24 protein-coding genes and 8 tRNA genes are annotated in these 26,751 nt (G+C 56.2%); 31 read left to right on the plus strand and 1 reads right to left on the minus strand.

Annotation, left to right across the window (positions count from 1 at the left end; genetic code table 11):
• Positions 1-144: 144 nt before the first annotated feature.
• The 28 genes from KIH86_RS08845 to trxB all read left to right on the plus strand — a co-directional run bounded on the left by KIH86_RS08845 (position 145) and on the right by trxB (position 20,316).
• Positions 145-236, plus strand: a tRNA-Ser gene (locus KIH86_RS08845).
• Between the two features lie 23 nt (positions 237-259).
• Positions 260-336: transfer RNA gene (locus tag KIH86_RS08850), tRNA-Met, on the plus strand.
• Positions 337-343: 7 nt separating this feature from the next.
• Positions 344-419: transfer RNA gene (locus KIH86_RS08855), tRNA-Val, on the plus strand.
• A 33-nt stretch (positions 420-452) separates the two neighbouring features.
• A tRNA-Thr gene (locus KIH86_RS08860) sits at positions 453-528 on the plus strand.
• A gap of 14 nt (positions 529-542) precedes the next feature.
• Positions 543-619, plus strand: a tRNA-Asp gene (locus KIH86_RS08865).
• Positions 620-637: 18 nt separating this feature from the next.
• Positions 638-713 (plus strand) — tRNA-Phe (locus KIH86_RS08870).
• A gap of 4 nt (positions 714-717) precedes the next feature.
• Positions 718-803, plus strand: a tRNA-Tyr gene (locus tag KIH86_RS08875).
• Positions 804-810: 7 nt separating this feature from the next.
• Positions 811-883: transfer RNA gene (locus tag KIH86_RS08880), tRNA-Lys, on the plus strand.
• A gap of 211 nt (positions 884-1,094) precedes the next feature.
• Positions 1,095-2,192, plus strand: a complete 1,098-nt coding sequence (locus KIH86_RS08885; RefSeq protein WP_223083381.1) for a PucR family transcriptional regulator — start codon at positions 1,095-1,097, stop codon at positions 2,190-2,192.
• A gap of 103 nt (positions 2,193-2,295) precedes the next feature.
• Positions 2,296-3,417, plus strand: a complete 1,122-nt coding sequence (locus KIH86_RS08890) for an ABC transporter ATP-binding protein (RefSeq protein WP_223083380.1) — start codon at positions 2,296-2,298, stop codon at positions 3,415-3,417.
• A gap of 227 nt (positions 3,418-3,644) precedes the next feature.
• Entirely contained in the window at positions 3,645-4,583 is a 939-nt protein-coding gene (gene hprK, locus KIH86_RS08895) for an HPr(Ser) kinase/phosphatase (protein ID WP_223083379.1), read from the plus strand.
• A gap of 13 nt (positions 4,584-4,596) precedes the next feature.
• Positions 4,597-5,646, plus strand: a complete 1,050-nt coding sequence (lgt, locus tag KIH86_RS08900; RefSeq protein ID WP_223083378.1) for a prolipoprotein diacylglyceryl transferase — start codon at positions 4,597-4,599, stop codon at positions 5,644-5,646.
• A gap of 3 nt (positions 5,647-5,649) precedes the next feature.
• Positions 5,650-6,303: a pyrophosphatase PpaX gene (ppaX, locus tag KIH86_RS08905; protein WP_223083377.1), complete on the plus strand. Its 654-nt coding sequence runs from the start codon at positions 5,650-5,652 to the stop codon at positions 6,301-6,303.
• Positions 6,300-6,806 carry an acyltransferase gene (locus KIH86_RS08910; RefSeq protein ID WP_223083376.1) on the plus strand — a complete coding sequence of 169 codons (507 nt, stop codon included), beginning with the start codon at positions 6,300-6,302 and terminating at the stop codon, positions 6,804-6,806. Before ppaX ends, KIH86_RS08910 begins: the two co-directional genes overlap by 4 nt.
• Before the next feature lie 100 nt (positions 6,807-6,906).
• Positions 6,907-8,070, plus strand: coding sequence for an acyltransferase (locus KIH86_RS08915; RefSeq protein ID WP_223083375.1), 1,164 nt, complete (start codon positions 6,907-6,909; stop codon positions 8,068-8,070).
• A gap of 144 nt (positions 8,071-8,214) precedes the next feature.
• The gene (locus tag KIH86_RS29815; protein WP_268964134.1) at positions 8,215-8,340 is read left to right on the plus strand and encodes a hypothetical protein; all 126 of its coding nucleotides are present in this window, start codon (positions 8,215-8,217) and stop codon (positions 8,338-8,340) included.
• A 296-nt stretch (positions 8,341-8,636) separates the two neighbouring features.
• On the plus strand, positions 8,637-9,842 hold the full coding sequence (locus tag KIH86_RS08920; protein ID WP_223083374.1) for an ATP phosphoribosyltransferase regulatory subunit: 1,206 nt from the start codon (positions 8,637-8,639) through the stop codon (positions 9,840-9,842).
• Between the two features lie 78 nt (positions 9,843-9,920).
• A complete protein-coding gene (gene hisG, locus KIH86_RS08925; RefSeq protein WP_223083373.1) occupies positions 9,921-10,556 on the plus strand; it encodes an ATP phosphoribosyltransferase in 636 nt (211 codons plus the stop codon).
• A gap of 202 nt (positions 10,557-10,758) precedes the next feature.
• A complete protein-coding gene (gene hisD / locus KIH86_RS08930; protein WP_223083372.1) occupies positions 10,759-12,066 on the plus strand; it encodes a histidinol dehydrogenase in 1,308 nt (435 codons plus the stop codon).
• Positions 12,002-12,661, plus strand: coding sequence for an imidazoleglycerol-phosphate dehydratase HisB (hisB, locus tag KIH86_RS08935; protein WP_407672256.1), 660 nt, complete (start codon positions 12,002-12,004; stop codon positions 12,659-12,661). Before hisD ends, hisB begins: the two co-directional genes overlap by 65 nt.
• A gap of 3 nt (positions 12,662-12,664) precedes the next feature.
• Positions 12,665-13,279 carry an imidazole glycerol phosphate synthase subunit HisH gene (gene hisH / locus KIH86_RS08940; RefSeq protein WP_223083370.1) on the plus strand — a complete coding sequence of 205 codons (615 nt, stop codon included), beginning with the start codon at positions 12,665-12,667 and terminating at the stop codon, positions 13,277-13,279.
• A 67-nt stretch (positions 13,280-13,346) separates the two neighbouring features.
• Positions 13,347-14,078: a 1-(5-phosphoribosyl)-5-[(5-phosphoribosylamino)methylideneamino]imidazole-4-carboxamide isomerase gene (hisA, locus tag KIH86_RS08945; RefSeq protein ID WP_223083369.1), complete on the plus strand. Its 732-nt coding sequence runs from the start codon at positions 13,347-13,349 to the stop codon at positions 14,076-14,078.
• A 231-nt stretch (positions 14,079-14,309) separates the two neighbouring features.
• Positions 14,310-15,068: an imidazole glycerol phosphate synthase subunit HisF gene (gene hisF / locus KIH86_RS08950; RefSeq protein ID WP_223083368.1), complete on the plus strand. Its 759-nt coding sequence runs from the start codon at positions 14,310-14,312 to the stop codon at positions 15,066-15,068.
• Positions 15,065-15,772 (plus strand): bifunctional phosphoribosyl-AMP cyclohydrolase/phosphoribosyl-ATP diphosphatase HisIE, encoded by a 708-nt coding sequence (gene hisIE / locus KIH86_RS08955; protein ID WP_223083367.1) that lies wholly within the window; start codon positions 15,065-15,067, stop codon positions 15,770-15,772. Before hisF ends, hisIE begins: the two co-directional genes overlap by 4 nt.
• Before the next feature lie 13 nt (positions 15,773-15,785).
• Positions 15,786-16,613: a histidinol-phosphatase HisJ gene (hisJ, locus tag KIH86_RS08960; protein WP_223083366.1), complete on the plus strand. Its 828-nt coding sequence runs from the start codon at positions 15,786-15,788 to the stop codon at positions 16,611-16,613.
• Between the two features lie 24 nt (positions 16,614-16,637).
• Positions 16,638-17,588 carry a ribose-phosphate diphosphokinase gene (locus tag KIH86_RS08965; protein WP_223083365.1) on the plus strand — a complete coding sequence of 317 codons (951 nt, stop codon included), beginning with the start codon at positions 16,638-16,640 and terminating at the stop codon, positions 17,586-17,588.
• Between the two features lie 237 nt (positions 17,589-17,825).
• Complete coding sequence (locus KIH86_RS08970) at positions 17,826-19,208, plus strand: tetratricopeptide repeat protein (RefSeq protein WP_316503187.1); 1,383 nt, start codon at positions 17,826-17,828, stop codon at positions 19,206-19,208.
• A 154-nt stretch (positions 19,209-19,362) separates the two neighbouring features.
• On the plus strand, positions 19,363-20,316 hold the full coding sequence (trxB, locus tag KIH86_RS08975) for a thioredoxin-disulfide reductase (protein WP_223083364.1): 954 nt from the start codon (positions 19,363-19,365) through the stop codon (positions 20,314-20,316).
• 243 nt (positions 20,317-20,559) lie between these two features.
• Here trxB and KIH86_RS08980 read toward each other — a convergent pair whose 3' ends face one another.
• The gene (locus tag KIH86_RS08980; RefSeq protein WP_223083363.1) at positions 20,560-22,419 is read right to left on the minus strand and encodes an ABC transporter substrate-binding protein; all 1,860 of its coding nucleotides are present in this window, start codon (positions 22,417-22,419) and stop codon (positions 20,560-20,562) included.
• A gap of 548 nt (positions 22,420-22,967) precedes the next feature.
• Between KIH86_RS08980 and KIH86_RS08985 the strand changes: the two genes are divergently transcribed.
• The 3 genes from KIH86_RS08985 to KIH86_RS08995 all read left to right on the plus strand — a co-directional run bounded on the left by KIH86_RS08985 (position 22,968) and on the right by KIH86_RS08995 (position 26,728).
• Positions 22,968-23,972: a LacI family DNA-binding transcriptional regulator gene (locus KIH86_RS08985; protein ID WP_223083362.1), complete on the plus strand. Its 1,005-nt coding sequence runs from the start codon at positions 22,968-22,970 to the stop codon at positions 23,970-23,972.
• Positions 23,973-24,380: 408 nt separating this feature from the next.
• Positions 24,381-25,643: a DUF438 domain-containing protein gene (locus tag KIH86_RS08990; protein WP_223083361.1), complete on the plus strand. Its 1,263-nt coding sequence runs from the start codon at positions 24,381-24,383 to the stop codon at positions 25,641-25,643.
• A 134-nt stretch (positions 25,644-25,777) separates the two neighbouring features.
• On the plus strand, positions 25,778-26,728 hold the full coding sequence (locus tag KIH86_RS08995; protein ID WP_223083360.1) for an ROK family glucokinase: 951 nt from the start codon (positions 25,778-25,780) through the stop codon (positions 26,726-26,728).
• Positions 26,729-26,751: the final 23 nt, after the last annotated feature.

Below are 26,751 nucleotides of genomic sequence, written 5' to 3' on the forward strand. Positions count from 1 at the left end.
TGCATGGAGCTGACCAGTACTAATCGGTCGAGGGCTTATCCAAAAGAACGCAATGTTTCGTTTCGATCCAGTTTTCAGGCGATCAAGCCTGAATGAGTTTGAATGCCCATCTTTGGCGGTCCATTGAGGACGCGAAGATTGTTTGGAGAGATACCCAAGTGGCTATAAGGGGACCCTCTGCTAAGGGGTTAGACTGCGTAAGCGGTGCGAGGGTTCGAATCCCTCTCTCTCCGCCATTTTAAACTCAATATTTTAGTATGGCGGCGTAGCTCAGCTGGCTAGAGCGTACGGTTCATACCCGTGAGGTCGGGGGTTCGATCCCCTCCGCCGCTACCATACATACGGAGGCTTAGCTCAGCTGGGAGAGCATCTGCCTTACAAGCAGAGGGTCGGGGGTTCGATCCCCTCAGCCTCCACCATGTAGCTAATTGAATAATGACATATGACATCTTGCCGGTGTAGCTCAATTGGTAGAGCAACTGACTTGTAATCAGTAGGTTGGGGGTTCAAGTCCTCTCGCCGGCACCATTGTCTTAAAACGCGGAACCGTGGTGTAGAGGCCTAACATGCCTGCCTGTCACGCAGGAGATCGCGGGTTCGAATCCCGTCGGTTCCGCCATTTNTTATGTCAACTTATGGCTCGGTAGCTCAGTCGGTAGAGCAGAGGACTGAAAATCCTCGTGTCGGCGGTTCGATTCCGTCCCGAGCCACCATCTTGGAGGCTTAGCGAAGTGGCCAAACGCAGCAGACTGTAAATCTGTTCTCTGACGAGTTCGGTGGTTCGAATCCATCAGCCTCCACCAGTTTTAAGAGCCATTAGCTCAGTTGGTAGAGCACCTGACTTTTAATCAGGGTGTCGAAGGTTCGAGTCCTTCATGGCTCATCCGAATTAAGGAGTCACCACTTAATAGTGGTGGCTTCTTTTTTTATCATTTCTATATAAAATAAAAGGTATAATCACCTGATGAGTTTAGCATACTTATCCGGGTACGGCGTGTCCCTCTGGATTCTTCATTAGTGCGAAGGAGCGCGCGAAACCGAATCGAAATATGATAAAATAGTCGAAAAGAGTAAAGTGGTGGAGAAGATTGGCGATGGACACGGAGACGTTACGGCAGAAGATCGAGCAGTTGACGGGCAACAAGGCAGAGATCAAGCAATTTGGGAGGCAGAAATCAGCTTCCCTTTTTGGTACGGGTTCGGATGCGGCTGAACGGTCAATCGGGTATGAGGAAAGCTTCTGGATTCCGCTATTCGAAAGCGAAGGGCGGGTTACGGCGCTCGGTATCGAAAGGGCCGGACTTTCCGATATGAATCTTCAGCTGGCGGAATTCGCCGCTCGTAGCTATAGCGCAGCTATGAAGGCGTCAGGGTTCAAGGAAGAAGGAGAGAATGAGGCTCGGCAGCTTAGTACATGGCTGAACGCCCAATTGGAGCAGGACGAGCATGATGGAGAGATTCCGGATGAGATCGGTCTGAAGAGCCGATTGTTCACCGATATGGTTCCGTTCTTGTTGATTAGCGAGAACATGCATGGCAACGAACTTGCCTTTCGGTCGCTGCTGAAACTGGTGCGAAGTTATTTTGACAGCACGGCGCTGCTGGTTCCCCTTCAGGAGAAGGAATGGCTCATCCTGGCCCGCAAGGAACTGCTGACCGGTTCGGAGGAGAAAGAGGAGGATGAGGCCAGCGACGATGAAGAACTTCTGGCTCAAGCCTGCATGGGGCTGCATGAGCTGATCGCTTCGGAATGGGTTGGTGTTTTTCATGTAAGCGTATCTTCGTCCATTGCGCCGGTCAAGGGATTGGCGGGGATAATTGCGCTTTTAAGAGAAACGATAAGCCTTGGACGCGTATTTCAAGTGGGAGCGTATATTCATCTGCCCTGGGAGCTTCAGCTGGAACGACTCGTGAACAGCATTCCCGACGGACGCAGACGGCAGCTGCTTGGACAGTTCGGAGATTATACGCCTGTTCTGGCAGATAAGGAGATGCTCACTACGCTGGAGACTTTCTTTGAAATGGACTGCAATGTCAGCGAAACGGCCAAGAAGCTGTATATTCACCGCAATACGCTCTTGTACCGCCTCGACAAAATCAAGCACGAGACCGGCGCCGATGTACGCAGTTTTGGAGATGCCGCTATTGTAAAGTTAACTATGCTATTGTATAAAGTAACGAAAAGGAAATAGGTTTTTTGTGAACGTTACAAATAGCCAGTTAGGGTGGACTGGGTTAAGATAAGTACAGGAATTGTTTCCGAACTCCAACTACCTATTCGAGGGGGAAATTATAATGGCAGGCGTTCGTTTAGAACATGTATTCAAGAAATATCCGGGTTCCGATAAAGCAACCGTTATTGACGTCAATCTTGACATTAAAGATAAAGAGTTTCTCGTACTGGTCGGACCTTCCGGTTGCGGTAAATCCACGACGCTGCGTATGATCGCAGGTCTCGAAGAAATCTCCGAAGGCAAGCTGTTCATCGGCGACCGCGTGGTTAACGATGTAGCTCCTAAGGACCGCGACATCGCGATGGTATTCCAGTCTTACGCCCTGTATCCTCACATGAGTGTATACCAGAATATGGCATTCGGTCTGAAACTGCGTAAGGTGAAGAAGGACGAAATCGACAGAAAAGTGCGCGAAGCTGCCAAAATCCTCGATATCGAGCATCTGCTGGAACGTAAGCCGAAGGCACTGTCCGGTGGTCAACGTCAACGTGTGGCCCTGGGCCGCGCAATTGTCCGTGATCCTCAAGTCTTCCTAATGGATGAACCGCTCTCTAACCTGGATGCCAAGCTGCGCGGTCAGATGCGCGCTGAAATCACCAAGCTGGTTAAACGTCTTGAAACGACTTGCATCTACGTAACACATGACCAGACAGAAGCCATGACAATGGGCGATCGCATCGTAGTTATGCAGGACGGCATCATTCAACAGGCTGCTTCCCCAGAAGAACTGTACAACAATCCGGAGAACCTGTTCGTGGCCGGATTCATCGGTTCCCCGACCATGAACTTCATTACCGGTACCCTGAATGAAGTGAACGGAGCTGTTCATTTCCGCGCTGAGAACCTGGACGTTGAAGTTCCTGGCGGCAAAGCTCAACTGCTCCGCGGCAAGGGCTACATCGGCAAGGAGGTTGTCATGGGCGTTCGTCCTGAGGACATTCACGAAGAGCCGGTATTCCTGGAAGCTTCTCCGAACACGATCTTCAGCGCACTGGTAGAAGTAACCGAAAATCTTGGTCACGAAATGCTGCTGTACCTGAACGGTGTAGGCAAGGATTCCATCATTGCCCGTGTGGACGGACGTTCGACAACCCGCGATGGCAGCAAGCCGAAGCTGGCAATCGACATGAACAAGGTTCACCTGTTCGACAAACAAAGCGAGCAAAATATTCTGCTGGGATAAGCACCAGCTTCCGAGCTTCGAGAAGCCGCCCTTTGGGGCGGCTTTTTTGCTGATACAGGGCAATGCCGGTGCGACCTTTGGAAGCAGCATATGATTGCATTGTCCCCCGTTATCCTTTAAGATAGCAGGAGAATTACCGTGCCGGAGGAAAGAATATACAGCCGCTGCCATCCCAATCAGCGGGACTAGCGGAGATAAGAGCTTCAGCGACGAAAGGAAGAACATACATGGCCAAGAAAGTAAAAGTAGCCGAATTGGTACAGCATTTTCAACTGGAAGTCATCTCGGGCAAGGACGGCCTGAAACGGCATATCACGGTCGACGACCTCAACCGTCCGGGTCTGGAAATGGCCGGATATTTCGAATACTATCCTGAAGACCGGGTTCAACTACTGGGTAAAACCGAGCTGGCCTTCTTCTCCATGCTTCCAGTGGAGGAGCGGACAAGCCGCATTCGTCGGATCTGCAACGATCAGACACCGTGTATTGTCATCACACGCGGGCTGGATGTGCCTCAGGAACTGATCGACATCAGCAACGAGAAAGGACTGCCGGTGCTGCGGAGTTCGATGGCAACGACTATTTTTTCCAGCAGACTGACTGGGTTCCTGGAAGGAAGACTCGCTCCGACGGCGACGATTCATGGCGTACTCTGCGACGTATACGGCGTTGGGATGCTAATTACCGGCAGCAGCGGAATCGGGAAGAGCGAGACGGCGCTGGAACTGGTCAAACGCGGGCACCGTCTGATCGCTGATGATGCGGTGGAAATCCGCCAAACGTCGGATAATCAGCTGCATGGTACGGCTCCTGAGCTGATTCGTCACCTGCTGGAGATCCGGGGTGTCGGCATTATCAACGTCATGACGCTGTTCGGGGCCGGCGCGATCCGCAATCATAAGCGCATCACGCTTGTCGTCCGCCTGGAAGCCTGGCAGCAGGATAAGCAGTATGACCGGCTGGGTCTGGATGAGGAGACCACCCGTATTATCGATACCGATGTGCCGCTGGTGACGATTCCGGTACGTCCTGGACGAAACCTCGCCGTTATTATTGAAGTGGCTGCGATGAATTACCGTCTGAAGCAGATGGGCTTCAATGCGGCGCTGCAATTCACCAACAAACTTACCGCAACCATATCCGAAGATATGGATGATATGGAATAGGGGGTAGCTAAGCATGTGGTTTCCACTGGCGCTGAACCCGATTGCGTTCTCGATCGGTGCGGTTAAAGTGCACTGGTACGGCCTGATTCTGGGGCTGGGCGCTTTAGCCGGACTGTACCTTGCGGTACGGGAGGGCAAGCGGTTCGGTATTTCGCAGGAATTCTTCATGGACATGCTGCTGCTCGGTGTTCCTTCCGCAATCATCGGCGCGCGTATTTATTACGTGGCCTTCACCTGGGACGAGTACAAGAACAATATTGCAGACGTCTTTAAGATATGGAACGGTGGCATCGCCATTTACGGGGCGCTCATCGGAGCTATTATATGTGCGATTATTTACTTCCGGTATAAAGGCTATCCGTTCTGGCGCATCGCCGATATTTGCGCTCCCGGTCTCTTGGCAGGTCAGATGATTGGACGCTGGGGCAACTTCGTCAACCAGGAAGCCTATGGCGGTCCGGCGAGCGAGACCTTTTTGCGGAAGACGCTGAATCTACCGGATTTCATTGTGAATCAAATGTATATTGAGAAGGATTTGGCTTATCACCATCCGACTTTTCTGTATGAATCGCTCTGGAGTCTCGTCGGGATCCTGTTGATTATGCTTCTTCGCCGTCAGCGTTTTGTCCGCGCGGGCGAGATCTTTCTGTCCTATTTCATCTGGTATTCCATTGGACGTTTCTTCATTGAAGGCCTTCGTACGGACAGCCTTGCGTTTAAGGGAAGCAGCGGCCTGGCCTCCTTCTTGAATGGGCTGTGGTCACCGATGAAGAGCCTGGGATTCGAGCAGGGATATTTGAATCCGGACTACGGAAACATCCGTACCTCCCAGCTGCTGGCGCTGCTGATCATTCTGGCAGCGATCGTGCTGATCGTGATCCGCCGGAACACGGCAGCAGGCAAAGTCCATTACCTGGACCCGATCATTCCGACCAAGCGGCAAACCGAAGGAGTTGTTCTGCCCGAGTCTGCCGATCAGGCTGACTCTTCCGCGCCGGGCCCTTCCACCCAGCCATCTGACCTAACCGATCCGCCTTCGGAGGAAGAGAAAAAGGAGCATTAATCCATGATTGAATGTGTTCTATTTGATTTGGACGGTACGATCGTCAACACCAATGAGCTGATTATCAACTCTTTCATGTACACGTTGGAGCAGCATGCGCTGCCTGCGCTCACAAGAGAGCAGATGATCCCCTATATGGGCACAAGCCTTCCGGCCCAACTGCGCAGTTTTACAAATCTGGAGGATGTGTCGCCGCTCGAGGCGTCTTACCGCCGCTATCAAACGGAACATCATGACGAGCTGATCAAGTCTTTTCCCAATGTGAATGAAACGCTGGAAGTGCTGCGAGGCCGGGGGATCAAGCTCGGCGTGGTGACGACCAAGATCCGGCCGAATACGATCCGGGCTCTGGAAATGTTCGATCTGAAGCAATATATGGATACGGTTGTTACGCTGGACGATGTGGAGAAGATAAAACCACATGCGGAGCCGGTGCTGACTGCGGTAGGCAATCTGGGCGTCAGCCCGGAGAAGACACTGATGGTCGGCGACAGCCCTGTCGATATCCAGTCGGGGAAGAATGCAGGGGTCCTGACTGCTGCCGTGGCCTGGTCGCTTAAAGGTGAGGAGATGCTGGGCCAGTACGAGCCGGACTTCATCCTGCAGGATATGACCGATTTATACGACATTGTTGGCGGGAGCGGGACCAGCCTGTGAGCAGAAGGGTGACGCGCTATCCCGTGGAGGGGCATAATGCGCTCTGGTATATTTACCGCACGGTAAGCCCCTGGAAGGGCGTTAAGAACTTTATTTTTATCCAAATTGCGCGCTACTGCCCGATCCTTCCGGTCAAGAACTGGATTTACCGCCGGGTGCTCGGGATGAAGGTGGGGAAGCATACCGCTTTTGGACTCATGGCGATGGTGGATGTATTCTTTCCGGAACTGATCACGGTCGGGGAGAACTCGGTTATCGGCTATAACGCCACCATTCTGGCTCACGAGTATTTGATCAAGGAGTACCGGCTCGGCGAAGTCGTCATCGGGGAAAATGTGTTGATCGGCGCCAATACAACGATCCTGCCGGGTGTAACGATCGGAGACGGGGCGGTGATCGCCGCTGGCTCGGTTGTGCACCGGGACGTACCGCCGGGAGCATTCGTCGGAGGGAATCCGCTGAGGGAGCTTAGCAGGAATGAAGGACGGGAAGCGGAGGAGTAGTCCAGGACTACTCTGTTCGCCGTTTATTGGGGACAGCCGAAGGACGGTCACGGCAACGCAGCGATGATTCATTGAGGCCGAAGCTTTGCAGGAGGAGAATATGGGACAAAAAGAACGCATTCCGCAGCTGGATATTTTTCGGGCCATCTCGATCTTCGCGGTGCTCGCGATCCACGCAACCTCGCGGACACTGGCGGAGACGCTGAACTCGCCGCTGTTTCATCCGTTTTTATATATCAATAAATTCAGTCAGTTCGCCGTACCCTCATTTGTATTCTTAAGCGGGTTCGTACTCTTCTACAATTATATCGACCGGCCGCTAACCGGCAGGACACTGGGTACGTTCTACCGCCGAAGACTGACTTATATTATTGTGCCTTATGTGGTGTTCTCGGTGATGTATTTTGTGCTGAAGGTGACAGCCGGCAGCCAGTGGGGGCTGCCTCCTGTAGAGCTGGCGTCCAAGCTGGGCAAGTATTTGATCACAGGAACGGCTTATACGCACTTGTATTACGTGATTATCATTATCCAGTTCTATATCCTGTTTCCTCTGCTGCTCTGGTGCCTTCAGGCAAGCCGCCGTCTGGCCGCCCTGGCCCCGCTGATCGGGCTTGCGCTGCAGTGGGCGTTCATTGTGCTCAACAAGTACATGGTCAACCACGGCTATTGGCATGTGTCGAAGGGAAGCCTGGCGATTACGTATTTTTCGTACTTTCTGTTGGGCGCCTCCATCGGGATCTTCTATCCGAAGCTGAAGTCATGGCTGAAGATAACAGAAACCAAGCCGACACCTGGCCGCTGGGCGGGCTGGATTGGGCTGTGGGTGCTCTGGATCGCCGCTGGTATCGCGCATGTGGAGCTCTGGTACAACAATTATACGCATAAAACGGTCATCAACACCTTCTGGTTCGAGGGAGCGGCCAATGCGCATGCTCTGCTGTCGTGTCTGGTGCTCTTCCAGCTGTCTTTCCTGCTCTATGGGGCGGGTCAGCGGCTCGGAACAAAGCTTCTGCTCTCCGCCGGGGCCTGCTCCTTCGGCATTTACCTGGTTCACCCGGCGGTGCTGTTCTTCTACCGGAAGATCGGATTCCACGGCGGCTATGCCGCTTATGCGCTGGCGATCGCAGGCGGCTGGCTGGTTGCCCTTGCGGTGTCCTGGATTATCGTAGGACTGGCTTTCCGTTATTTCGGACTGTCCTGGGTGCTGTTCGGAACGGCTCCGAAGCGCGAGACGAAGCAGTCACAGCAAGTGCAGGCCATGTAAAGCCGTCGGATTCAATTATGAAAAAGAGGTCTGTCCCCGGAAGCGCCGTCTTCTGGAGGCAGACCTTTTGTCATGTAAGGAGTAAGGCTACTAATTGGCCTCTTCTCCACTTGCTCACGCAGAATGCAGGCCATCGCCTCGTAAATGGTGGTCCAGGCTGCGGAGCAGCTTGGCGTAGTTAATCGATATGAATTCGATGCTGCGATCGAATACCTCCGATTTGGCATGACGCTGCCATACTCTGGCCTTGTAACCGGCGACATGGAATGAACAGGCGCGCCTGTGTACAGGTATATCTCATAAGTGAAAGCGACTGCTTGCCTGAACACTCGGACGTTCGCGGAAAAAGAGATATAATGGAAGCATCATCATGCTGAGCCTAGGCGTATCCTGCAGCTGATTTTTAGCATACTTCGCAATTGACTAAAAATAACACGGCATGGTACGATATCAAGGACGCTTTACTTTACTACCACTTTACCATAATGAAGTATTCGGATGTTCACCCAACGCATATATAGACAGCCGATGCTCATTTTCCAATAACCGACGAGGTGAAATTCGTTATGTCCAAACCAAAGGGCTTCGAGAAGCCGACAGGCTTCCGGGATTATCTCCCACATGCCGTAAGGAAACTGCGCAGAATCGAGAATGATGTGCTCGAATGCATGAATCAGTGGGGGTACCGGCAGATTATGACTCCTACGCTGGAATATTACGATACGGTCGGGGTCGCCAGCTCAACTTCAGATCAGAAGCTGTACAAACTGCTCAACAACCGGGGCCAGGCTCTTGTGCTGCGCTCTGAGATGACCGCGCCTGTGGCCCGCGTCGTCTCCTCGCTTCTGAAGGATGAGCCGCTGCCGCTCCGCCTGTCCTATCACGCGAATGTGTTCCGGGCGATTGAGGAGGAGGCGGGCCGCGAGGCTGAATTCTACCAGACCGGCGTTGAGTTCGTCGGAGACGACTCTCCGGAAGCGGATGCCGAGGTTGTGGCGCTGGCGATCGCCTCGCTGCAGGCTGCGGGCGTTCAGACCTTCAAGATTGCCATGGGACATGTCGGCTTTCTGAACGGGCTGTTCCAGGAGGTCGCCCCGGACCGTCCGGACGTACAGGAAGAGCTGAAGAGCCATCTGCTGGATCGCGATTATGTCGCCTTCCGGGACGCGCTCGGAAAGCTTGAGCTGAATGAAAGACAGCAGGAGGAGATGGACGGATTGCTCCGTCTGCGCGGCGGAAAAGAAATTTGCGGCCAGGCGATGAGCCTCAGCAGCAATCCGCTGGCCCTTGCTTCCATCACGCATCTGTGCAAGGTGTGGGAGGTGCTGGAGGCCTACGGTGTATCGAAGCATGTGCTGATCGACATGACGATGGTCGGCGACTTCACCTACTACACGGGCATGACGTTCGAAGGTTACGCGGCGGAGCTTGGCTTCCCGGTATGCAGCGGCGGACGCTACGACAATCTGCTTCAGCAGTTCGGCCGCTCCGTTCCATCAACGGGCTTCTCGCTGAAGACGAACCGGATTCTGGACGGCGTCCGCACCGAAGACAAAGGCCCCGAGCTTCCAACTCTTGTCCAGTACGACGCTTCTAACCGCAGTACGGGACTAGAGGAAGCGGCCAAGCTGCGGTTGGGCGGCCATGTTGTCGTAACCCGGCTCGTAGGCGGCCCGGAGGAGCTGGTTCCTGCGGAGGCAGGCAGCGGTACCGAAGTCGTGCGCTACAAGGAGATTTACACCTTCGCCGGGTTCAACGGCGGACGCAGTTGAAGTGAGGAAGAAAGACCGGGCTGTGATCCGGATCGAAATAGAATCTTATTCTTGAAGCAGAAAGGCGGACAAGAGCAAATGGCGCAGATATTGAAGGTGGCAATGCCGAAGGGCCGCATCTACAACAAGGCGGCGGAGCTGTTCCGCTCCGCGGGACTGCCGATCCCGCCGGAAGGCGAGGCTTCGCGGAAGCTGGTCATTCCGCTTCCGGAAGCGGGAATGGAGTTTATTCTGGCGAAGCCGGTGGATGTGCCGACTTACGTGGAATACGGCGCTGCCGATATCGGCATTGTCGGCAAGGACGTACTGCTGGAGGAGAATCGCGACGTGTATGAGCTGCTGGATCTCGGCATTGCGCGCTGCCGGATGTCAATCATCGGTCTGCCCAACTGGGAGCCGGGCATCCATCAGCGGGTCGCGACGAAGTATCCGAACGTCGCCTCTCGTTATTTCCGGGAGCAGGGCCAGCAGGTCGAGGTGGTCAAGCTGAACGGCTCCATCGAGTTGGCACCGCTGATCGGCTTGGCCGAGCGGATCGTCGATATGGTGGAGACGGGACAGACGCTGCGGGAGAACGGGCTTGTAGAGCAAACGAGCATTTTTGAGATCACCAGCCGGCTTGTGGCGAACCGGGTGAGCTACCGGATGAAGAACGCGGAAATCCAGCAGCTGTGCGACCGGCTCCAGGCCGTAATTGCCCAGCCGAGCCTGTAGTTTGCAGGTCTCGGCCATAACAGACGATGGCTGACGACAGGACACTGGTAGCAGAACAGCAGCCTGACGAACGTGCTGGACATACTAGACGTACATACGGGCAGGAATTGCCGGTTGCCGGCAGTTCATAGTTCATACCAAAGGACAGAGTATGCGGAAGGCCCTAGTGGCCGGTCCGCTGATTATAGGAGGGGGAAGAGCAGTGAAGGTGCAATCCAGCAGGGATTTCAAGCTGCAGCGGGAAGTGGACTACGGAACGCCGGAGCAGAACAAGGCTGTGAAAGAAATCGTGGCCGCAATCAAACAGGAGGGCGATGCCGCCCTGTTCCGCTATACGGAGAAATTTGACGGTGCCCGGCTGAGCGAGAGCAATATCCGGGTAACGCAGGAGGAGCTTCAGGCGGCTTATGCCGAAGTGGAGGGGTCGTTCATCCCGGCGATACGAGCGGCGGCGGACAATATTCGCGCCTTCCATGCCAGACAGAAGCGAAATTCCTGGATGGATTTGCAGTCTGACGGTACGATTCTCGGCCAGGTGATCCGGCCGCTGCAGCGGGTCGGCGTCTATGTGCCCGGCGGGAAGGCTTCCTATCCCTCTTCCGTCCTCATGAACGTCATTCCCGCCCAGATCGCCGGCGTGCCGGAGATCGTGATGGTAACGCCGCCGGCTACGGGCGGCAAGGAAGGCATCGACCCGTATATTCTGGTAGCCGCCGCCGAAGCGGGCGTGAACGAGATTTACCGGGTCGGAGGAGCCCAGGCCGTTGCCGCGCTGGCCTTCGGCACGGACTCGATCGCCCCGGTCGACAAGATCTGCGGACCGGGGAACATTTACGTCGCGCTGGCCAAGCGCGAAGTGTACGGCGCCGTCGATATCGACAGCATCGCCGGTCCGAGCGAGATCGTCGTGCTGGCGGATGACAGCGCGGAGCCGTCCTATATCGCCGCCGACCTCTTGTCGCAGGCGGAGCACGACGAGATGGCGTCGGCGATTCTCGTAACGCCTTCGCAGACGCTGGCGGAAGCGGTAGCCGCCGAAGTCGAGAAGCAGCTTCAGGTGCTGCCCCGTGAGGCCATCGCCCGCGCGTCCGTTGAGAATTACGGCGCTATTATCGTCGTGGAGAACCTGGAGGAGGGGATTTCCGTGGTCAACCGGCTGGCGCCGGAGCATCTGGAAATCGTCGCTCAGGACCCGATGGGGCTGGCTGGCGCGATTCGGAACGCCGGTGCGATTTTCCTAGGACCGTACAGCTCGGAGCCGGTGGGGGATTATTTTGCCGGACCGAACCATATTATTCCGACGAATGGCACGGCGCGGTTCTCTTCGCCGGTGGACGTCGACGATTTCATCAAGAAATCGAGCTTGATCTATTACAGCAAGGAAGCGCTCCTGCGCGACGGCGGTACTATTATGGAGCTGGCCCGCCGCGAGGGGCTGGAAGCACATGCAAGAGCCGTGGAAATCCGGCTTAAGAACGAAGGGAAAGGTGGAGAAGGGCGTGGAGAATAACGGACAGCTCACAAGGCAGGCGGGTCTTGCCCGCAAGACCAACGAGACGGACATCAAATTGTCCCTGAATGTGGACGGAACCGGACAATCGGAGCTGGAGACCGATGTCCCCTTCCTGAACCATATGCTGGACCTGTTCACGAAGCACGGCCAGTTCGACCTGTCTGTTCAAGCGCGCGGCGATATCGATATCGACGACCACCACACGGTGGAGGACATCGGCATCTGTCTCGGCCAGGCACTGCGTGAGGCGCTCGGCGACAAGAAGGGCATCAAGCGCTATGCAAGCGTCTTTGTGCCGATGGATGAGGCGCTGGCGCAGGTTGTGATCGATATCAGCAACCGGCCGCATTTCGAATACCGGGCGCAGTATCCGTCACAGCAAGTGGGCAGCTTCTCTACGGAGCTTGTGCATGAATTCCTGTGGAAATTCGCGCTGGAGGCGCGCGTGACGCTGCATGTTATCGTGCATTACGGTTTCAATACGCATCACATGATCGAAGCCGTATTCAAGGCGCTGGGACGTGCGCTTGACGAGGCGACGATGATCGATCCCCGGGTGAAGGGCGTCCCTTCGACGAAGGGAGTGCTGTAATCCATGAGCGTAGTGGCTATCGTCGATTACGGGATCGGCAATCTGCACAGCGTCAGCAAAGCGATTGAGCGCCTGGGCCATCAGCCGCTGATCACGGGCGAGGCCGGCGAGATTCTGGCCGCCGATCGGGTGATTCTGCCCGGCGTCGGCGCCTTTGGCGACGCGATGGATCATCTGCGGCAGAGCGGCATGGACAAGGTGGTCAAGGAAGTGGCGGCCGAAGGGCGCCAGCCGCTCCTTGGCATCTGCCTCGGCATGCAGCTGCTGTTCACGCGCGGCGAGGAATACGGCGTGCATGAAGGTCTTGATCTGCTGCCGGGAAATGTCGTCCGGTTTGAGGCCCGGGAAGGCTATAAGGTGCCGCATATGGGCTGGAACCGGCTGGAGTTCCTGCAGCCGGAGCATCCGCTTCTGAAGGGGCTGGAAGCCGGCCACGTCTATTTCGTGCATTCCTACCACGCGCTGGTGGAGCGCAGGGAGGATCTGCTGGCGGTGACCGAGTACGGCCATCCGGTGACGGCGGTTGTTGGCCGGGGGAATGTGCTGGGGATGCAGTTCCATCCGGAGAAGAGCGGAGAGCTCGGCAGGAAGCTGCTGCAGAATTTCCTGGAGCTCTGACGGTTCCGGGCATCGACCAGGATTTTTATTAACGAATTTAGCAAGGGGAAAGCGGGGAGCGCCAACAATGTCTTCTTTTATCGTATATCCGGCGATTGATATCCGGAACGGCAAATGCGTCCGGCTGCTGCAGGGCGATTATAATCAGGAAACGGTCTACGGCGAGAGCCCGCTGGAAATGGCCAAATCATGGGAGTCGCAGGGCGGGGAGTTCATCCACCTTGTCGATCTGGACGGCGCCAAGGCCGGCCATCCCGTCAACGTCGAGCTGATCGGCTCCATCGCGAAGGGTGTTCAGGTGCCCGTTCAGGTCGGCGGCGGACTGCGGACACTGGAGGATGTGGAGAAGCTGCTGTCGCTTGGCGTCATCCGCGTCATTATCGGCACCGCTGCAATCAACGACCGGGCCTTCACGGAGAGCGTGCTGGCCAAGTACGGCTCCAAGGTGGCTATCGGCATTGATGCCCGGAATGGCTATGTCGCCACGCACGGCTGGCTGAATACCTCCGAGGTGCTTGCCACCGAACTGGCCAAGGAGCTGGCGTCCAAGGGCGCCGAGACATTTATCTACACCGATATTTCCCGGGACGGCATGATGCAGGGGCCGAACATTGAAGGCATTATCGCAATGGCGCAGGCGAGCGGCAAGAGCGTCATCGCATCCGGCGGCGTAACCAGTCAGGATGATCTGGTACGCCTTCGTGCGCACAGCGACAGCGGCATTGGCGGTGCTATCGTCGGCAAGGCGCTGTACACCGGCAATATCAAGCTGCCCGAGGCGCTGGCGGCTTTGAAGTAAGCATTCCAGAGCCCTTGGCTGGCGACAACAGGCCGGGGGCTCTTCGGGATCGGGGCCTGCTTGGCGTTCAGTGATATCGGGCAGAATCGGCAAGACCAGTGTATCTTTGAGATGCCAGGCGGAAGGGTCTTGTACGGCGCGTGCTGAACTGGTCCCAATCAGACCATTACGCAGGAGCGTCATGCGCACCCTGATCGGATACAGAGAACCCAAAGATAGGAGGTTGCATTCATGCTGGCTAAACGCATCATTCCCTGTCTGGATGTAAAAGACGGACGGGTAGTAAAAGGCGTGAATTTTGTGAATTTGCGCGACGCCGGCGATCCGGTGGAGCTTGCGGCCATTTATGACAAGGAAGGCGCCGATGAGCTGGTGTTTCTCGATATTTCCGCGTCGGTGGAAGGCCGGGCGACGATGGTCGAGGTTGTACGCCGGACAGCGGGGGAGATCTCCATCCCGTTCACGGTAGGCGGCGGCATCTCGTCGCCGGAGGACATGAAGCGGATTCTGCGGGCGGGGGCCGACAAGATCGGCATCAACACCGCAGCCGTCAACAACCCGCAGCTGATTCTGGAAGGCGCGCGGCGGTTCGGCTCCCAGTGCGTTGTCGTGGCGGTTGATGCCAAGTACAATGAGAACTGGGGCGAGTGGGAGGTCTACACCCACGGCGGACGCAAGCCCTCCGGTATCCGGGCGCTGGAATGGGTCAAGGAAGCCGAGCGGCTGGGAGCCGGTGAAATTCTGCTTACCAGCATGGATGCCGATGGTACGAAGGATGGCTTCGACATCAAGCTGACCTCTGCGGTCAGCAGCCTGATCGATATCCCCGTGATCGCCTCCGGCGGCGCGGGCCGGATTGAGCATTTCCATGAAGTGTTCACCGAAGGTAAGGCGGATGCCGGACTTGCCGCAACTATTTTTCACTATAAGGAAATTGCGATCGGCGATTTGAAGGCCGACTTAAAACAAAAGGGTGTGGAAATCCGATGAGCCAAATTCAAAACGATGCAGCACAGATTATCGAACAATTAAACTGGAACGAAGCCGGCCTGCTGCCGGCGATTGTACAAGACGACACGACGCTGGAAGTGCTTATGATGGCCTATATGAACCGGGAGTCGCTGAAGCTCTCGCTTGAGAGCGGACAGACGTGGTTCTGGAGCCGTTCGCGCGGTGAGCTGTGGCATAAAGGCGGAACCTCGGGCAATACGCAGGCGATTACCTCGCTCCATTATGACTGCGACGCCGACACGCTCCTGGTCAAGGTGAAACCGGAAGGCCCGGCATGCCATACAGGAGAGGTGTCCTGCTTCTACCGTGAGCTTCCGCTGGGCGGCCAGGGTGCTGTCGGCAAGCCGGGGGCTGACGCTAAAGCCGGAGCCGCCGCAGATGGCGGACGTTTTGCCGTGCTTGCGGAGCTGGAGCGCATTATCGCCGAACGGGAGGCGGAACGCCCCGAAGGCGCCTATACCACGTACCTGTTCAACAAAGGCGTCGACAAGATTCTGAAGAAAGTTGGCGAGGAAACGGCCGAGACGATTATCGCCGCGAAGAATAAGGACAACGCGGAGCTTCGCCTTGAGGTCAGCGATCTGATCTATCATCTGCTGGTCCTGCTGCAGGAGCGCAAGCTCCCGCTCGACGAGATTATGGCCGAGCTGAGCGCGCGCCACGAGCGTCCCCGCCGCGATTAGGAGGGTGAAGTCCATGCAGATCGACTATCATACCCATCACGAGCGCTGCGGACATGCCATCGGCAAGCTGGAGGATTATGTACGCCGCGGGATCGAGCTTGGACTGGATCATCTAGGGCTGTCCGATCATCTGCCGCTGATTCATGTGGACCCGGCTTCCTATTATCCGGAGATGGCGATGCCACTTGAGGAGCTTCCCCGATATGTGGAGGAATGTCTGGAGCTCAAGGAACGCTACCGGGGCGTGATCGAGATCCGTGTCGGGCTTGAAGCCGATTATATCGAAGGATACGAGGCGCGTATCCGCGAGCTGTTGGCGCCTTACCCTTGGGATTACCTGATCGGGTCGGTGCATTTCCTTGGCGAGTGGGATATCACCGATTTCCGCCAGGTGCACGGCTGGGAGGGCCAGGACCCTCTTGAAGTCTACCGGCGCTATTACCGTGCGGTGAGACAAGCGGCTTCCTCGGGGCTGTACGATATCATCGGCCACATGGATGTGATCAAGCGCTTCGGCTACGGGCCGGACACTGCTGAAGGGCAGGCCGAGGTTCGCGAGCTGGAACGGAGCGCGCTTGAAGCCATTGCCGCAGCAGGCATCGCCATGGAGTTGAATGCCTCGGGTCTTACCAAACCATGTGCGGAAATGTTCCCGGCGCCCCATGTGCTGGCGCAGGCGCTTGAACTGGGTATCCCGCTGACGCTGGGCTCCGATGCGCATGATCCGGCGAAGCTGGGGGAAGGCCTTGGCGAAGCCCGCAGGCTTCTGCGGGACACCGGATTCCGCGAGCTTGCGGTATTTGAAGGCCGACGCCGCATGAGCGTCCCTTTGACGGAATAATTATGCAAGTATAGGAGGGATATTATGCAGCACCATTCTTTGCGTATTTTCTCGGGTTCATCGAACCCGAAGCTGGCGTCGGATGTGGCTGCCCGGCTCGGGGTGGAATTGGGCAGGATCAAGCTGACCCGTTTCAAGAGCGGTGAAATTTACGTGCATTATGAGGAAAGTATCCGGAATTGCGACGTCTTTCTGCTGCAATCCCTCTCCCATCCGATCAACGAGCTGTTCGTGGAGCTGCTGGTCATGATCGACGCGGCCAAACGGGCATCGGCCCGGACGGTCAACATCATCATTCCGTACTATGGCTATGCGCGCCAGGAACGCAAATCGGCGCCGCGCGAGCCGATCTCCGCGAAGATGGTCGCCGACGTGCTGACGACTGCCGGAGCGACGCGCGTGCTTACGATCGACCTGCACGCAGCGGCGATCCAGGGATTCTTCAATATCCCCGTCGATCATCTGACCGCACTCGATCTGATCAGCGGCTACCTGAAGACGAAGCAACTGGACGATGTGGTGGTCGTATCCCCCGACGCCGGCCGGGCCTCCATGGCCGAGAAGCTGGCAAGCCGCTTGGACTCGCCGTTTGCGATCATGATCAAGAAGCGTCCGGCCCATAATGAATCGGTCATTACCCATGTCATTGGCGATGTGGAAGGTCGGACCCCGGTCATCATCGAGGATTTAATTGATACCGGGACCACCATCGTCAATGTGGTGGAAGGGCTGAAGGAGAGAGGCGCGAGAAACAGCATCGTCTGCGCCACGCACGGCCTGTTCTCGGGCCCTGCGCTCGCCCGGTTGGAGAACCCCGGTATTGAGGAAGTGGTGGTTACCGATTCCATCGCGCTGCCGGAGGGACATTCGAACCGCTTCACGGTTCTGTCGGTCGCGCCCATGCTGGCGCGGGCCACGCGCATTATCATCGAAGGCGGCTCTATAGACAAATTGCTGGAAGACGCGGGAATCTGATATTCCCCGTCTTCTTTTTTTGCTGGTCGCCTTTAAATGTAGATGGAAGGTCGCCGATTCCTCCCTTTTTTGTCCAAAGCTTGCGGTCGCTGCGGTTGAGCCCCTTTCATGGTTTTGTGGTATACTGTGTGATGACAGCCGGGAGAACGGCGAGAGGGCGGCCAGGAATGACCGCCCCTGAGGTGTCCCACGGAATGAAAGGGTTAAGGAAGCTTACAAGGGAGGTGCCTTGCTTCCATGATTGAACAGACTTCAGAGACGGACGGATCGATGGATAAAGTGATTCCGGTCGCTCTGAACGCAAATTTTTTCTTTGAACGGGCCGTGCGCTCGCTGGACCGCTTTCAATATGAGAAGGCGCTCAAAAATTTCCGCAAAGCGGTTGAGTACGAACCTGAAAATGCGGTTAATCATTGCAATATGGCGGGCATCCTGTCAGAGATGGGAGATTACGAGGCGTCCAACACCGTACTGGCCCATGTGCTGGAGAAGGTCGACCCTTCAATGACGGAATGCCATTTTTATATGGCGAACAATTATGCCAACATGGAGAACTTCGAGGAGGCCGAGCGTTCGCTGATCGCCTATCTGGAAGAGGATGATAGAGGGGAGTTCATGGCGGAATCAGAGGAACTGATGGAGCTGCTCCAGTACGAGCGCGGCCGTCCCGTTCCGCTGCACCGGATTCGCAGCCGCAAGGGCGTGGTGGAGCATGACCGGGCCCGCATGCTGCTGGAACGCGGCGAGTTCCCGGAGGCCGTGGCCCTGCTGGAGGAAATCATCGAGAATGCCCCCGGCTTTCAGGCGGCGCATAATAACTTGGCCTTGGCATATTTCTATATGGGACGGTTCGGCAAAGCCAAGGAATGCATATTCGAGGTCTTGAAGCAGGAGCCAGGCAATCTGCATGCGCTCTGCAATCTGGCAATCTTCCTCCAATATGAGGGAGACCGGGAGACGCTGGAGGGACTGCTCCGCATGCTGGAGGTCACCGTGCCATTCCACCGGGAGCATGTGTTCAAGCTGGCGACAACAATGGGCATTCTGGGACGTCACCGGATCGCCTACGGTCATTTCCACCGCCTCTTGAAGGACGAAGAGGTCGGCGGCGATGCCGGACTCTACCACTACTGCGCGGCTGCTGCCTGCAACAGCGGCCTGCGGCGTGAAGCGGAGCGCTGCTGGCGGCAGGCCGCCAAGCTGGACCCCGACTCGGCGGTTCCACGCTTCTTCCTCAATCAACTGCTTCAGTCCTCCACAGAGGGAACGGCGCTTCCGGTGGTCAGCTATAACTACCAGCTTCCCTTCCAGGAGCAGCTGAAGCAGTGGAAGGAGAGCAGCGGCAGCTTCGCCAAGGAAGTGAAGGCGAATCCCCTGCTGCGCTCCTCCTTCTTCTGGGCGCTGCGCTACGGCGATGACAGCCTGAAGCGACAGGTTACTGATGCGCTGAGCTGGATTGGCGATCAAGAGCTGACGCTGGCACTCAAGGAACTGCTGAACGAACCCGGTAAGGACGGGCAGCAGGAGGAGGCCGGTCTGGCCCGGCTGCACAAGCTGATCGGCATGGAGGCGGAGAAGGAGCCCCAGAGCGAAGGCAAAGGTCGTCTGCCCGGGGTGTAGTTTAGTGGAAATATAGGCTTAATGGAATGCAAGACTTAGCATAAATTAAGGCATCGCCCTGCCAAAGCGCTTCTCTTGGGCATAATAGGATCACAAGCTTGCTGTAACAGCCAAATCTTATCATAATCTGTATTGCGAGGAGGCCACGTTAACGATGTATAAAGCGATTGTAATCGGAACCGGTCCTGCCGGTCTAACTGCCGCCATTTATCTGGCGCGCGCGAACTTGAACCCGCTGGTAATTGAGGGTTTGCAGCCCGGCGGACAGCTGACGACCACAACGGAGGTCGAGAACTTTCCGGGCTTCCCGGAAGGTATTCTCGGACCGGATCTGATGGACAACATGCGCAAGCAGGCTGAACGTTTTGGCGCCGAATTCAAGAACGGTTGGGTGGATTCCGTCGACTTCTCGCAGCGGCCCTTCAAGGTTAAGGTAGACGGGCTCGGCGACCTGGAAGCCGAGACGGTCATCATCTCTACCGGCGCTTCCGCCAGGTATCTCGGCATCCCGGGTGAGCAGGATAATGTCGGACGCGGTGTCAGCACCTGCGCAACCTGCGACGGCTTCTTCTTCCGCGGTAAGAAGATTATCGTCATCGGCGGCGGCGACTCTGCGATGGAGGAAGCCAGCTTCCTGACGCGGTTCGCGAGCAATGTGACCCTGGTTCACCGCCGCGAGGAGCTGCGCGCCTCGAAGATTATGCAGGATCGGGCGAAGGAGAACGCCAAGATCTCCTGGGCGCTTAACCGTACGCCGCTTGAAGTCGTAACAAGCGATACTGGCTTGAAGGGCCTGCTCGTCCGTAACAACGAGAGCGGGGACGAAGAACTGATTGAGGTCGATGGCGTGTTCGTGGCAATCGGCCATACGCCGAATACGGCTTTCCTCGGGGGCCAGATTACAACCGACGAGAACGGTTATATTAAGGTTCGTCCCGGAACGACGGAGACGAATATTCCTGGCGTCTTTGCCTGCGGCGACGTGCAGGATACCCGTTACCGCCAGGCGATTTCAGCGGCCGGGTCCGGATGCATGGCGGCCATGGATGCCGAGAAGTATCTGGAAGGCGTCATGGTGCATGACTGGAGCGAAACGTTGGATAAATAATGCCGAGACTATTTAGTGAGGCGTAAAACGAATGAAGCCGGATTCTTCCTGAGTGAAGAATCCGGCTTTTTGCTGCATTTGTTCATGCCTGCGATATTCGTCCTAACTTGCAGCATTCATTCATGTCTGCGATATTCATCCATTCTTTCCATACTCGTCTGCACCTGCCATGCCCATCGGTACATAACATTCGGTTTCGTCACTCGTGATTCTTCTACCGCAGAAACATCCAGATTCCGGCGTTTATCTGCCTGCGCCTGCGGCAGCAGCGACCGGAGAGTGGAACCAGATTTTGCGGAAATCGATCCATCCGCATTCATTGAGGGAGATGCCCTGGATGGAAGAGTGAAACCGGGTGTTGTTCTTCTTATGGATGAGGAACAAGACGTCGGCATTCTGCTGGAGCTTCTCCTCAAGCTCCCGGAGTCTGAGCCGCCGAAGGCCGGGATCGGGCTCTGCCATCAGGGAAGTCGCCGCTTGGCGGGCTTCCGCCGCGAGTCTGCCCTCCAGAAAGGCTGGAAAGAAATGCTTCTGCAAATAAAGCTCCAGCTCGCAGATTTCATTGCGGATGGAGATTTCGATCAGTTGACAGTCCCGCTGCGCCATAACCTCCGGATCGGTCATTTGACCCGGGGAGCAATGCACAAACTCCAGATTTACGCCGTAGGAACGGCACTGACGCGCGATCCATTCCGCTTCCGGGGACTGCTTGGCATAGGCATAGAACTGAAGCGTCTCTCCCTGATAGCCGCTTCTGGCGAGCAGGGTGGAGATTTCGGACTTCTCCGGAGGCTTTCTCCGCCGGGTTCCGGCCGTTTCGACGCTGACCTGATAGTGGAAGCTGTAAGCCGGGTGAATCCGGTTGTCCCCAAGCTCCTCGATCATCGCCTCCCGGTCGATTATCCGGTCGATCGCCGCGCGGAAGTGCGGGCTTTGCTGGGGGCCGCTTTTTCGCTGATTGAACACAAGCAGGCTGCAGCCGGAGAAGATCGACTCCACCTCCAGCCACTCGGCGTCCATCCCCGCATTCAGCACCATATAGCCGTTAAAAGTGTTCGGCTTCGCGCACTTTGCGCAGGACCAATCCGGCTCTTTCAGCAGTCCGTCTTCGCGTTCGGACAGGCACAGAATTTCTACCCGGTCGATATGGGGTCTGCCCCGATAATAGGCGTGGTTCGCCTCAAGAATGCAAATCCCCGCGTCATAGCGGACAAGCCGGAAGGGGCCGGTTCCCAACGGATGCTTGAACAGAGCCGTCTCCTCCTGTCCGCTCAGATCGAAGGGGAGGATGGAGGCCGCTTTGGCGGACAGGAAGTGCAGGAACAGAGCGCCCGGCGCACTGAGCTGAAAGCGGACGGTCTTGCGGTCCAGAGCTTCAACCTGGCTGATCGTCTGGAACATCCAGCTCTGCGCATGACGTTCCGGCTCCAGACGAAGCCGGTTCAGGGTATAGACGACATCCTCGGCTGCGACCTCACGTCCGTGATGGAACAGAACCCCCTTCCGAAGATGAAACACCCATTCCGTCATATCGATGGAGTGCTCCCAAGCATGGGCGATGGCGGGCTTGACGGTGCCGCTCAGGTAATCGAAGTCCACGAGCGTATCGTAAATTTGGCCGATCACATGGGCATCGAATGCAAAATGAATGGCGGCGGGGTCCAGCGTCTGGATGGAGCGGTATACGGGAAAACGGAGTGTATCCAGCTCGGCGCCCGTCTCGGAGCCAAGGGTTCGGTTGATGCCCATTCCGTCCGACAGCCACTCCAGAAAATCGTTCTTGAGCCGGAGGGACAGCCCATAGCGCTCGATCAGCTCCAGCGCCTCCCGGACTTCTCCTCTTTGGGTCAACGCGCGGGCTTCCTGCGCCAGCAGTTCCTGCGGATCGGCCAGCACAGTCAGGGTGGAGCTGTGTCCCCGCCCCTGTCCCGGCTGCCAGGCAATCCATTCCAGCTCCGACAGCTTGCGCAGAATCATTTTCACATTCCTCGGGGTGCAGTGCCATATGCCTGTCAGCGCTTCAATCGTAACCGGAAAGGGCTCCTTGGCTCCATAGTCCGGATAGACCGAAGCAAGCTCCAATATTCGCAGTGAAGCGAGCATATAATCGTCCTCCTTTCTATCCTTCGGCAAGGTTCCGTTCTAGAAAAGGTGAAGGGGTTGGCATGAATTATACCCTTTTTATCCCTTTTCTGATAGCTACAATATAAGTAACACAGAAATGTTACCTTCCTGATCAAGAAGAAAGGCGGGATAGCGATGGATCATCCGACAATAGCCGAAATGCTGCTGGAGAAGGAGAGGAGGGAGCTTGAACGCTTGGCGGGAGGATATTGGAAGCGTCGCAGGGCGGTTTCGAACCCCAAGTCTTTGAATAGAGCTCCCCTTTCTCTTTTGCTCATCCATGTGAAAAAAATCGGCAGACTGCCGTTTCGAAAAGCGCGGTAATTCCTTCTCTCGCGCAGCAACGCCTCCCTCCGTACAGACGCGCTCAAGAAGCACCTGAATGATCAGGGAGGTGAAGGAAAGTGTGATGCGGTGAAGGGCAGCCTGTCTTGGGTGGAAGGACGGCGGTGCAGCCGTGAAAATGGGCCGTGCATATGATATCCTAATGAGGACGGACAAACCCGGATAATAAGGAAGGTAAGCCTATGGCAGCCACCATTAAGGATATCGCCAAGCTGGCCAATGTGTCTCATACAACCGTATCCAGAGCGCTCAACAACAGCCCGCTGATCAATGAGAATACGAGAAGACGCATTGCCGAAATCGCGGCCCAACTGAATTATACGCCGAACTATAACGCGAAGAGCCTTGTCATGCAGCGTTCTTACACGATCGGCCTGTTTTTCACAAGCATTGCAAGGGGCACCTCGCCCAGCTTCTTCTCCGATACATTCCGGGGGGTCAACCGGGTGATTGATGTCGATTACAACCTCTCCGTGAGAGGCATAGATGATTACCGGGATTACTCTTTGGTCCACAGCAAGCGGTTCGACGGCATTATTCTCATGAGCCAGAGCGAGACCGATGATAAATTTATGCATCACGTTATTCAGCATGGAATTCCGCTAGTTGTGCTGAACCGCGTTATTGAAGACAGCTCCATTATGAATATTATCTCAAATGACCGGGAGGGCGCATACAGCGCAGCGGCGTATCTGATCGGGTGCGGTCATCGCGATATCGCCATTATCGAAGGAGTGGAGGGCTTCAAGTCGACTGTTGAACGCCGGGAGGGCTTTCTTCGCGCGCTAATCGATCATGATATCCCGGCGCAGGCTGACTACATCGTCCATGGCAATTACGATATGCAGAGCGGCTATCAGGCCATGGAGAAGCTGATGTCATACGGCAGCCCGCCGACAGCCGTCTTTTGTTCCAATGACGATATGGCGGTTGGCGCGATGAACTGCGTGTTCGAACACGGTCTTCAAGTGCCGGGCGATGTCTCCATCGTCGGCTTTGACGACAGCGGCTTCTCGCTCTTTACCAATCCGTCGCTCACGACGGTGAAGCGGCCGATCGAGGCCATCAGCGAACAGGGCGCGCGCAGGCTGCTCAGGCTGATTAAAGAGCCCGCTGAGATTGGAGAGCGGATGCTGATCAATACGGAGCTGATTATCCGCAAATCGGCGGCTCCGCTGAAGAGATGAATGCCGGACACCGGCTGCTGTTTCCACGAATAATCGGGACTGTTCATCCCGTTTCCTTATCTTTTATATTATGAAGAAAAATTCGACCGGCGGCTGTGTGTACGGCAGTCCTGTCCGGTCGGAGCGCCGTAGGCTGGCAGGGAGATGGGAGTCCTGCCGGCCTTTTTCCTGCCTAAAACACACAAATGCTGATGCCCTGGGCCCAGTCGGTACGGACGGCAGCCTGCCTGGATTGTGATCTTCCGCTTGCTGTGGCGAGCCCCCTTTCCTGTGACTCTTCTCATAAGAAATCTTATCCCGGCATGATACAATGAGAATTATTCTCAATTGCGTGTTGGATCATTAGGCTTACTTGCAAGCGTTCCGGCAGAGGACGGAAGTCAAATCGGGGTTAAGGGGGAGAAGGGGATGTATCGGTATTTAAACGGAGTCGAAGCGGGAGCGCCGAGGGAGACCCGCCGGAAGCTGCTGAAAGAAGTGGTTGACGAGCTGCGGGCCGGTAAATCGGCGGCGGACGTACAGCAACGCTTTGAGCAGGCGGTGAGGGGGATGCATGTATCCGAAATCTCAGCGATGGAAAATGAGCTGATCGCCGAAGAAGGCGTGCCCGCTCAGGATATCGGGCGTCTGTGCGCTGTGCACGAGGCCGTATTTCAGGGGACGGTGCAGGAAATTCACCGATTCTCCGGTCCGGAAGAGACGCCGGGACATCCGGTGCATACCTTCAAAAGGGAGAACCGGGACATCGAGCGTCTTGTCAATTTCAAGCTGAAGCTGCATGCCGGTAAATTCCTGAAGCAGGACTCCGCCGCCAATGTCCAGAAACTGCTGGACGATCTGTCCCTTGTGTCGGAGATCGACAGACATTACAGCCGCAAGGAAAGTCTGCTCTTTCCTTATATACGGAAGCATCAAGCTTACGGGAAATCCAGCGTCATGTGGGGCGTTGACGATCATATCCGCGGCCTGATCAAGGAAGTGAGAGCGATGCTCATGCCTTACCGGGGCAACCCGGCGGAGACGGCGAAGGCGATTTACCGTCTTATACGCGAAATCAATGATATGATCCGGGAAGAAGAGCAGGTTCTGCTCCCCGCCGCGTTGGAGAAGCTGACGGAGAAGGACTGGGCCGTCATGGCTGAAGACAGCGGAGCCATCGGCTACTGCCTGTCGGAGCCGGAAGGGGTGTGGGAGCCGGATATCAAGGAAGACCTCTCCTGTGAGGCTGCGGAGGAGATGCCTTCCACTGCCACGCAGCGGGAAGACGGCACCGGCGCAAGACTGCCGGCCGAGCGGCTGGAACTGATCCTGAAGCATCTGCCCGGGGGACTGACGTTCATTGACCCGGATGGCAGCATTGTATTGACTAGCGGGCTTGGGAAATACGAATATGTCTCCGGCGGGGCTGGACAGGAAAATCTGCTCACGGACAATCGGAAGGGTGCTGACGATATGGCCGTGCGAAAGCTGCTGAAAGAGTTCCAGTCCGGCCTCAAGGACAGCGGCGATTTCTGGATTCACACGTCCGACCGGTTCGTTCATATCCGTTATGCCGCCGTCCGCGATGATTCGGGACAGTATGCGGGAGCGCTGCAATTCAGCCAGGATATCGCGCGGCTGCGGGGCTCTGGCAGCCGAAAGCGTGTGCCGGACCGGTCCGAATCTTTCTAATATCCGAATATTTGGCTATATGGCGGCACATCGGACCCGGGTGTGCCGCCTTTCCTTGACCGCGGGAAGGGCTTCTATTATAGTGATTAACGTGGGATTTACTATTTTGCTAAAGAAAAAGGTGGCTTGTTTACATGTCGGAAAATATCTATGTAGGCGTGGATTTGGGCGGAACCGCGATCAAGGTGGGCATCTGCAACAGCGAGGGCCATTTACTGCATACTTTTGAGGGGCCGACGGGAACCTCGGACGGTGTTGATACCGTCATTGACAACATCGCGAAATACGTACGTCAAATTGTCGATGAATCCCCGTACGAATGGGATCAGCTTGTCGGTGTTGGGGCGGGAGTAGCCGGTTTCACGAATATTCGCGAAGGCATTATCGTTCTTGCGCCTAACATAGGTTTTCGGGACGTGCCGATCCGTGCCATTCTGGAGGATCGCTTGAACAAGCCGGTCAAAATAGACAATGACGCCAACGTGGCGGCGCTTGGTGAAGCATGGAGCGGAGCGGGAAGAGGCATTGAGAACTGCGTGTGCTATACGCTCGGAACCGGCGTCGGCGGCGGCATCATCATCAATGGCAAGATTTATCAGGGATTCTCCGGCCTGGCCGGAGAGCTTGGCCATATCTCCGTCGTTCCCGATCTGGAAGCCATCCAGTGCGGCTGCGGCAAAATGGGCTGCCTGGAGACCGTATCTTCCGCAACTGGCATTATCCGTATGGCTAATGATGCGGTGGCCAGGGGAGACCGGACTTCGCTGGCCGGAGTGGAAAAGATTGCGGCCAAGGAAGTGTTCGATGCCGCCAAAGCTGGCGACGAGGTTGCGATCCGCATCGTGAACCGTGCTGCTTACTACATCGGGAAGTCAATGGCTGCCGTTGCGGCCGTGCTGAATCCTGAAGTGTTCATCGTCGGTGGAGGCGTATCCAAAGCTGGCGAGTTCCTGTTCGAGGAGATCCGCCGTGTATATGCGCAGTTCACTCCCGAGCCGCTTCAGAAAGACGTTAAGATTGTAGCCGCCCAGCTCGGCAACGACGCCGGAATTGTGGGCGCGGCTGGTCTTCTGCTGCGTTCTTAAGCGATATCATTCATTCATATACT

The sequence above is a fragment of the Paenibacillus sinensis genome (assembly GCF_019904155.1).
GTDB classification, from domain to species: Bacteria; Bacillota; Bacilli; order Paenibacillales; family Paenibacillaceae; genus Paenibacillus_AQ; species Paenibacillus_AQ sinensis.

Coding starts and splice junctions, on each gene's coding strand:
- KIH86_RS08995 (WP_223083360.1), top strand. CDS start 25,778: ATGTCGGAAAATATCTATGTAGGCGTGGATTTGGGCGGAACCGCGATC.
- KIH86_RS08980 (WP_223083363.1), bottom strand. CDS start 22,419: ATGCTCGCTTCACTGCGAATATTGGAGCTTGCTTCGGTCTATCCGGAC.
- KIH86_RS08915 (WP_223083375.1), top strand. CDS start 6,907: ATGGGACAAAAAGAACGCATTCCGCAGCTGGATATTTTTCGGGCCATC.
- KIH86_RS08965 (WP_223083365.1), top strand. CDS start 16,638: ATGCAGCACCATTCTTTGCGTATTTTCTCGGGTTCATCGAACCCGAAG.
- hisG (WP_223083373.1), top strand. CDS start 9,921: ATGGCGCAGATATTGAAGGTGGCAATGCCGAAGGGCCGCATCTACAAC.
- trxB (WP_223083364.1), top strand. CDS start 19,363: ATGTATAAAGCGATTGTAATCGGAACCGGTCCTGCCGGTCTAACTGCC.
- hisIE (WP_223083367.1), top strand. CDS start 15,065: ATGAGCCAAATTCAAAACGATGCAGCACAGATTATCGAACAATTAAAC.
- ppaX (WP_223083377.1), top strand. CDS start 5,650: ATGATTGAATGTGTTCTATTTGATTTGGACGGTACGATCGTCAACACC.
- hisH (WP_223083370.1), top strand. CDS start 12,665: ATGAGCGTAGTGGCTATCGTCGATTACGGGATCGGCAATCTGCACAGC.
- hisF (WP_223083368.1), top strand. CDS start 14,310: ATGCTGGCTAAACGCATCATTCCCTGTCTGGATGTAAAAGACGGACGG.
- KIH86_RS08890 (WP_223083380.1), top strand. CDS start 2,296: ATGGCAGGCGTTCGTTTAGAACATGTATTCAAGAAATATCCGGGTTCC.
- hisB (WP_407672256.1), top strand. CDS start 12,002: ATGCAAGAGCCGTGGAAATCCGGCTTAAGAACGAAGGGAAAGGTGGAG.
- KIH86_RS29815 (WP_268964134.1), top strand. CDS start 8,215: ATGGTGGTCCAGGCTGCGGAGCAGCTTGGCGTAGTTAATCGATATGAA.
- lgt (WP_223083378.1), top strand. CDS start 4,597: ATGTGGTTTCCACTGGCGCTGAACCCGATTGCGTTCTCGATCGGTGCG.
- hisA (WP_223083369.1), top strand. CDS start 13,347: ATGTCTTCTTTTATCGTATATCCGGCGATTGATATCCGGAACGGCAAA.
- KIH86_RS08970 (WP_316503187.1), top strand. CDS start 17,826: ATGATTGAACAGACTTCAGAGACGGACGGATCGATGGATAAAGTGATT.
- KIH86_RS08920 (WP_223083374.1), top strand. CDS start 8,637: ATGTCCAAACCAAAGGGCTTCGAGAAGCCGACAGGCTTCCGGGATTAT.
- hprK (WP_223083379.1), top strand. CDS start 3,645: ATGGCCAAGAAAGTAAAAGTAGCCGAATTGGTACAGCATTTTCAACTG.
- hisJ (WP_223083366.1), top strand. CDS start 15,786: ATGCAGATCGACTATCATACCCATCACGAGCGCTGCGGACATGCCATC.
- KIH86_RS08985 (WP_223083362.1), top strand. CDS start 22,968: ATGGCAGCCACCATTAAGGATATCGCCAAGCTGGCCAATGTGTCTCAT.
- KIH86_RS08885 (WP_223083381.1), top strand. CDS start 1,095: ATGGACACGGAGACGTTACGGCAGAAGATCGAGCAGTTGACGGGCAAC.
- KIH86_RS08990 (WP_223083361.1), top strand. CDS start 24,381: ATGTATCGGTATTTAAACGGAGTCGAAGCGGGAGCGCCGAGGGAGACC.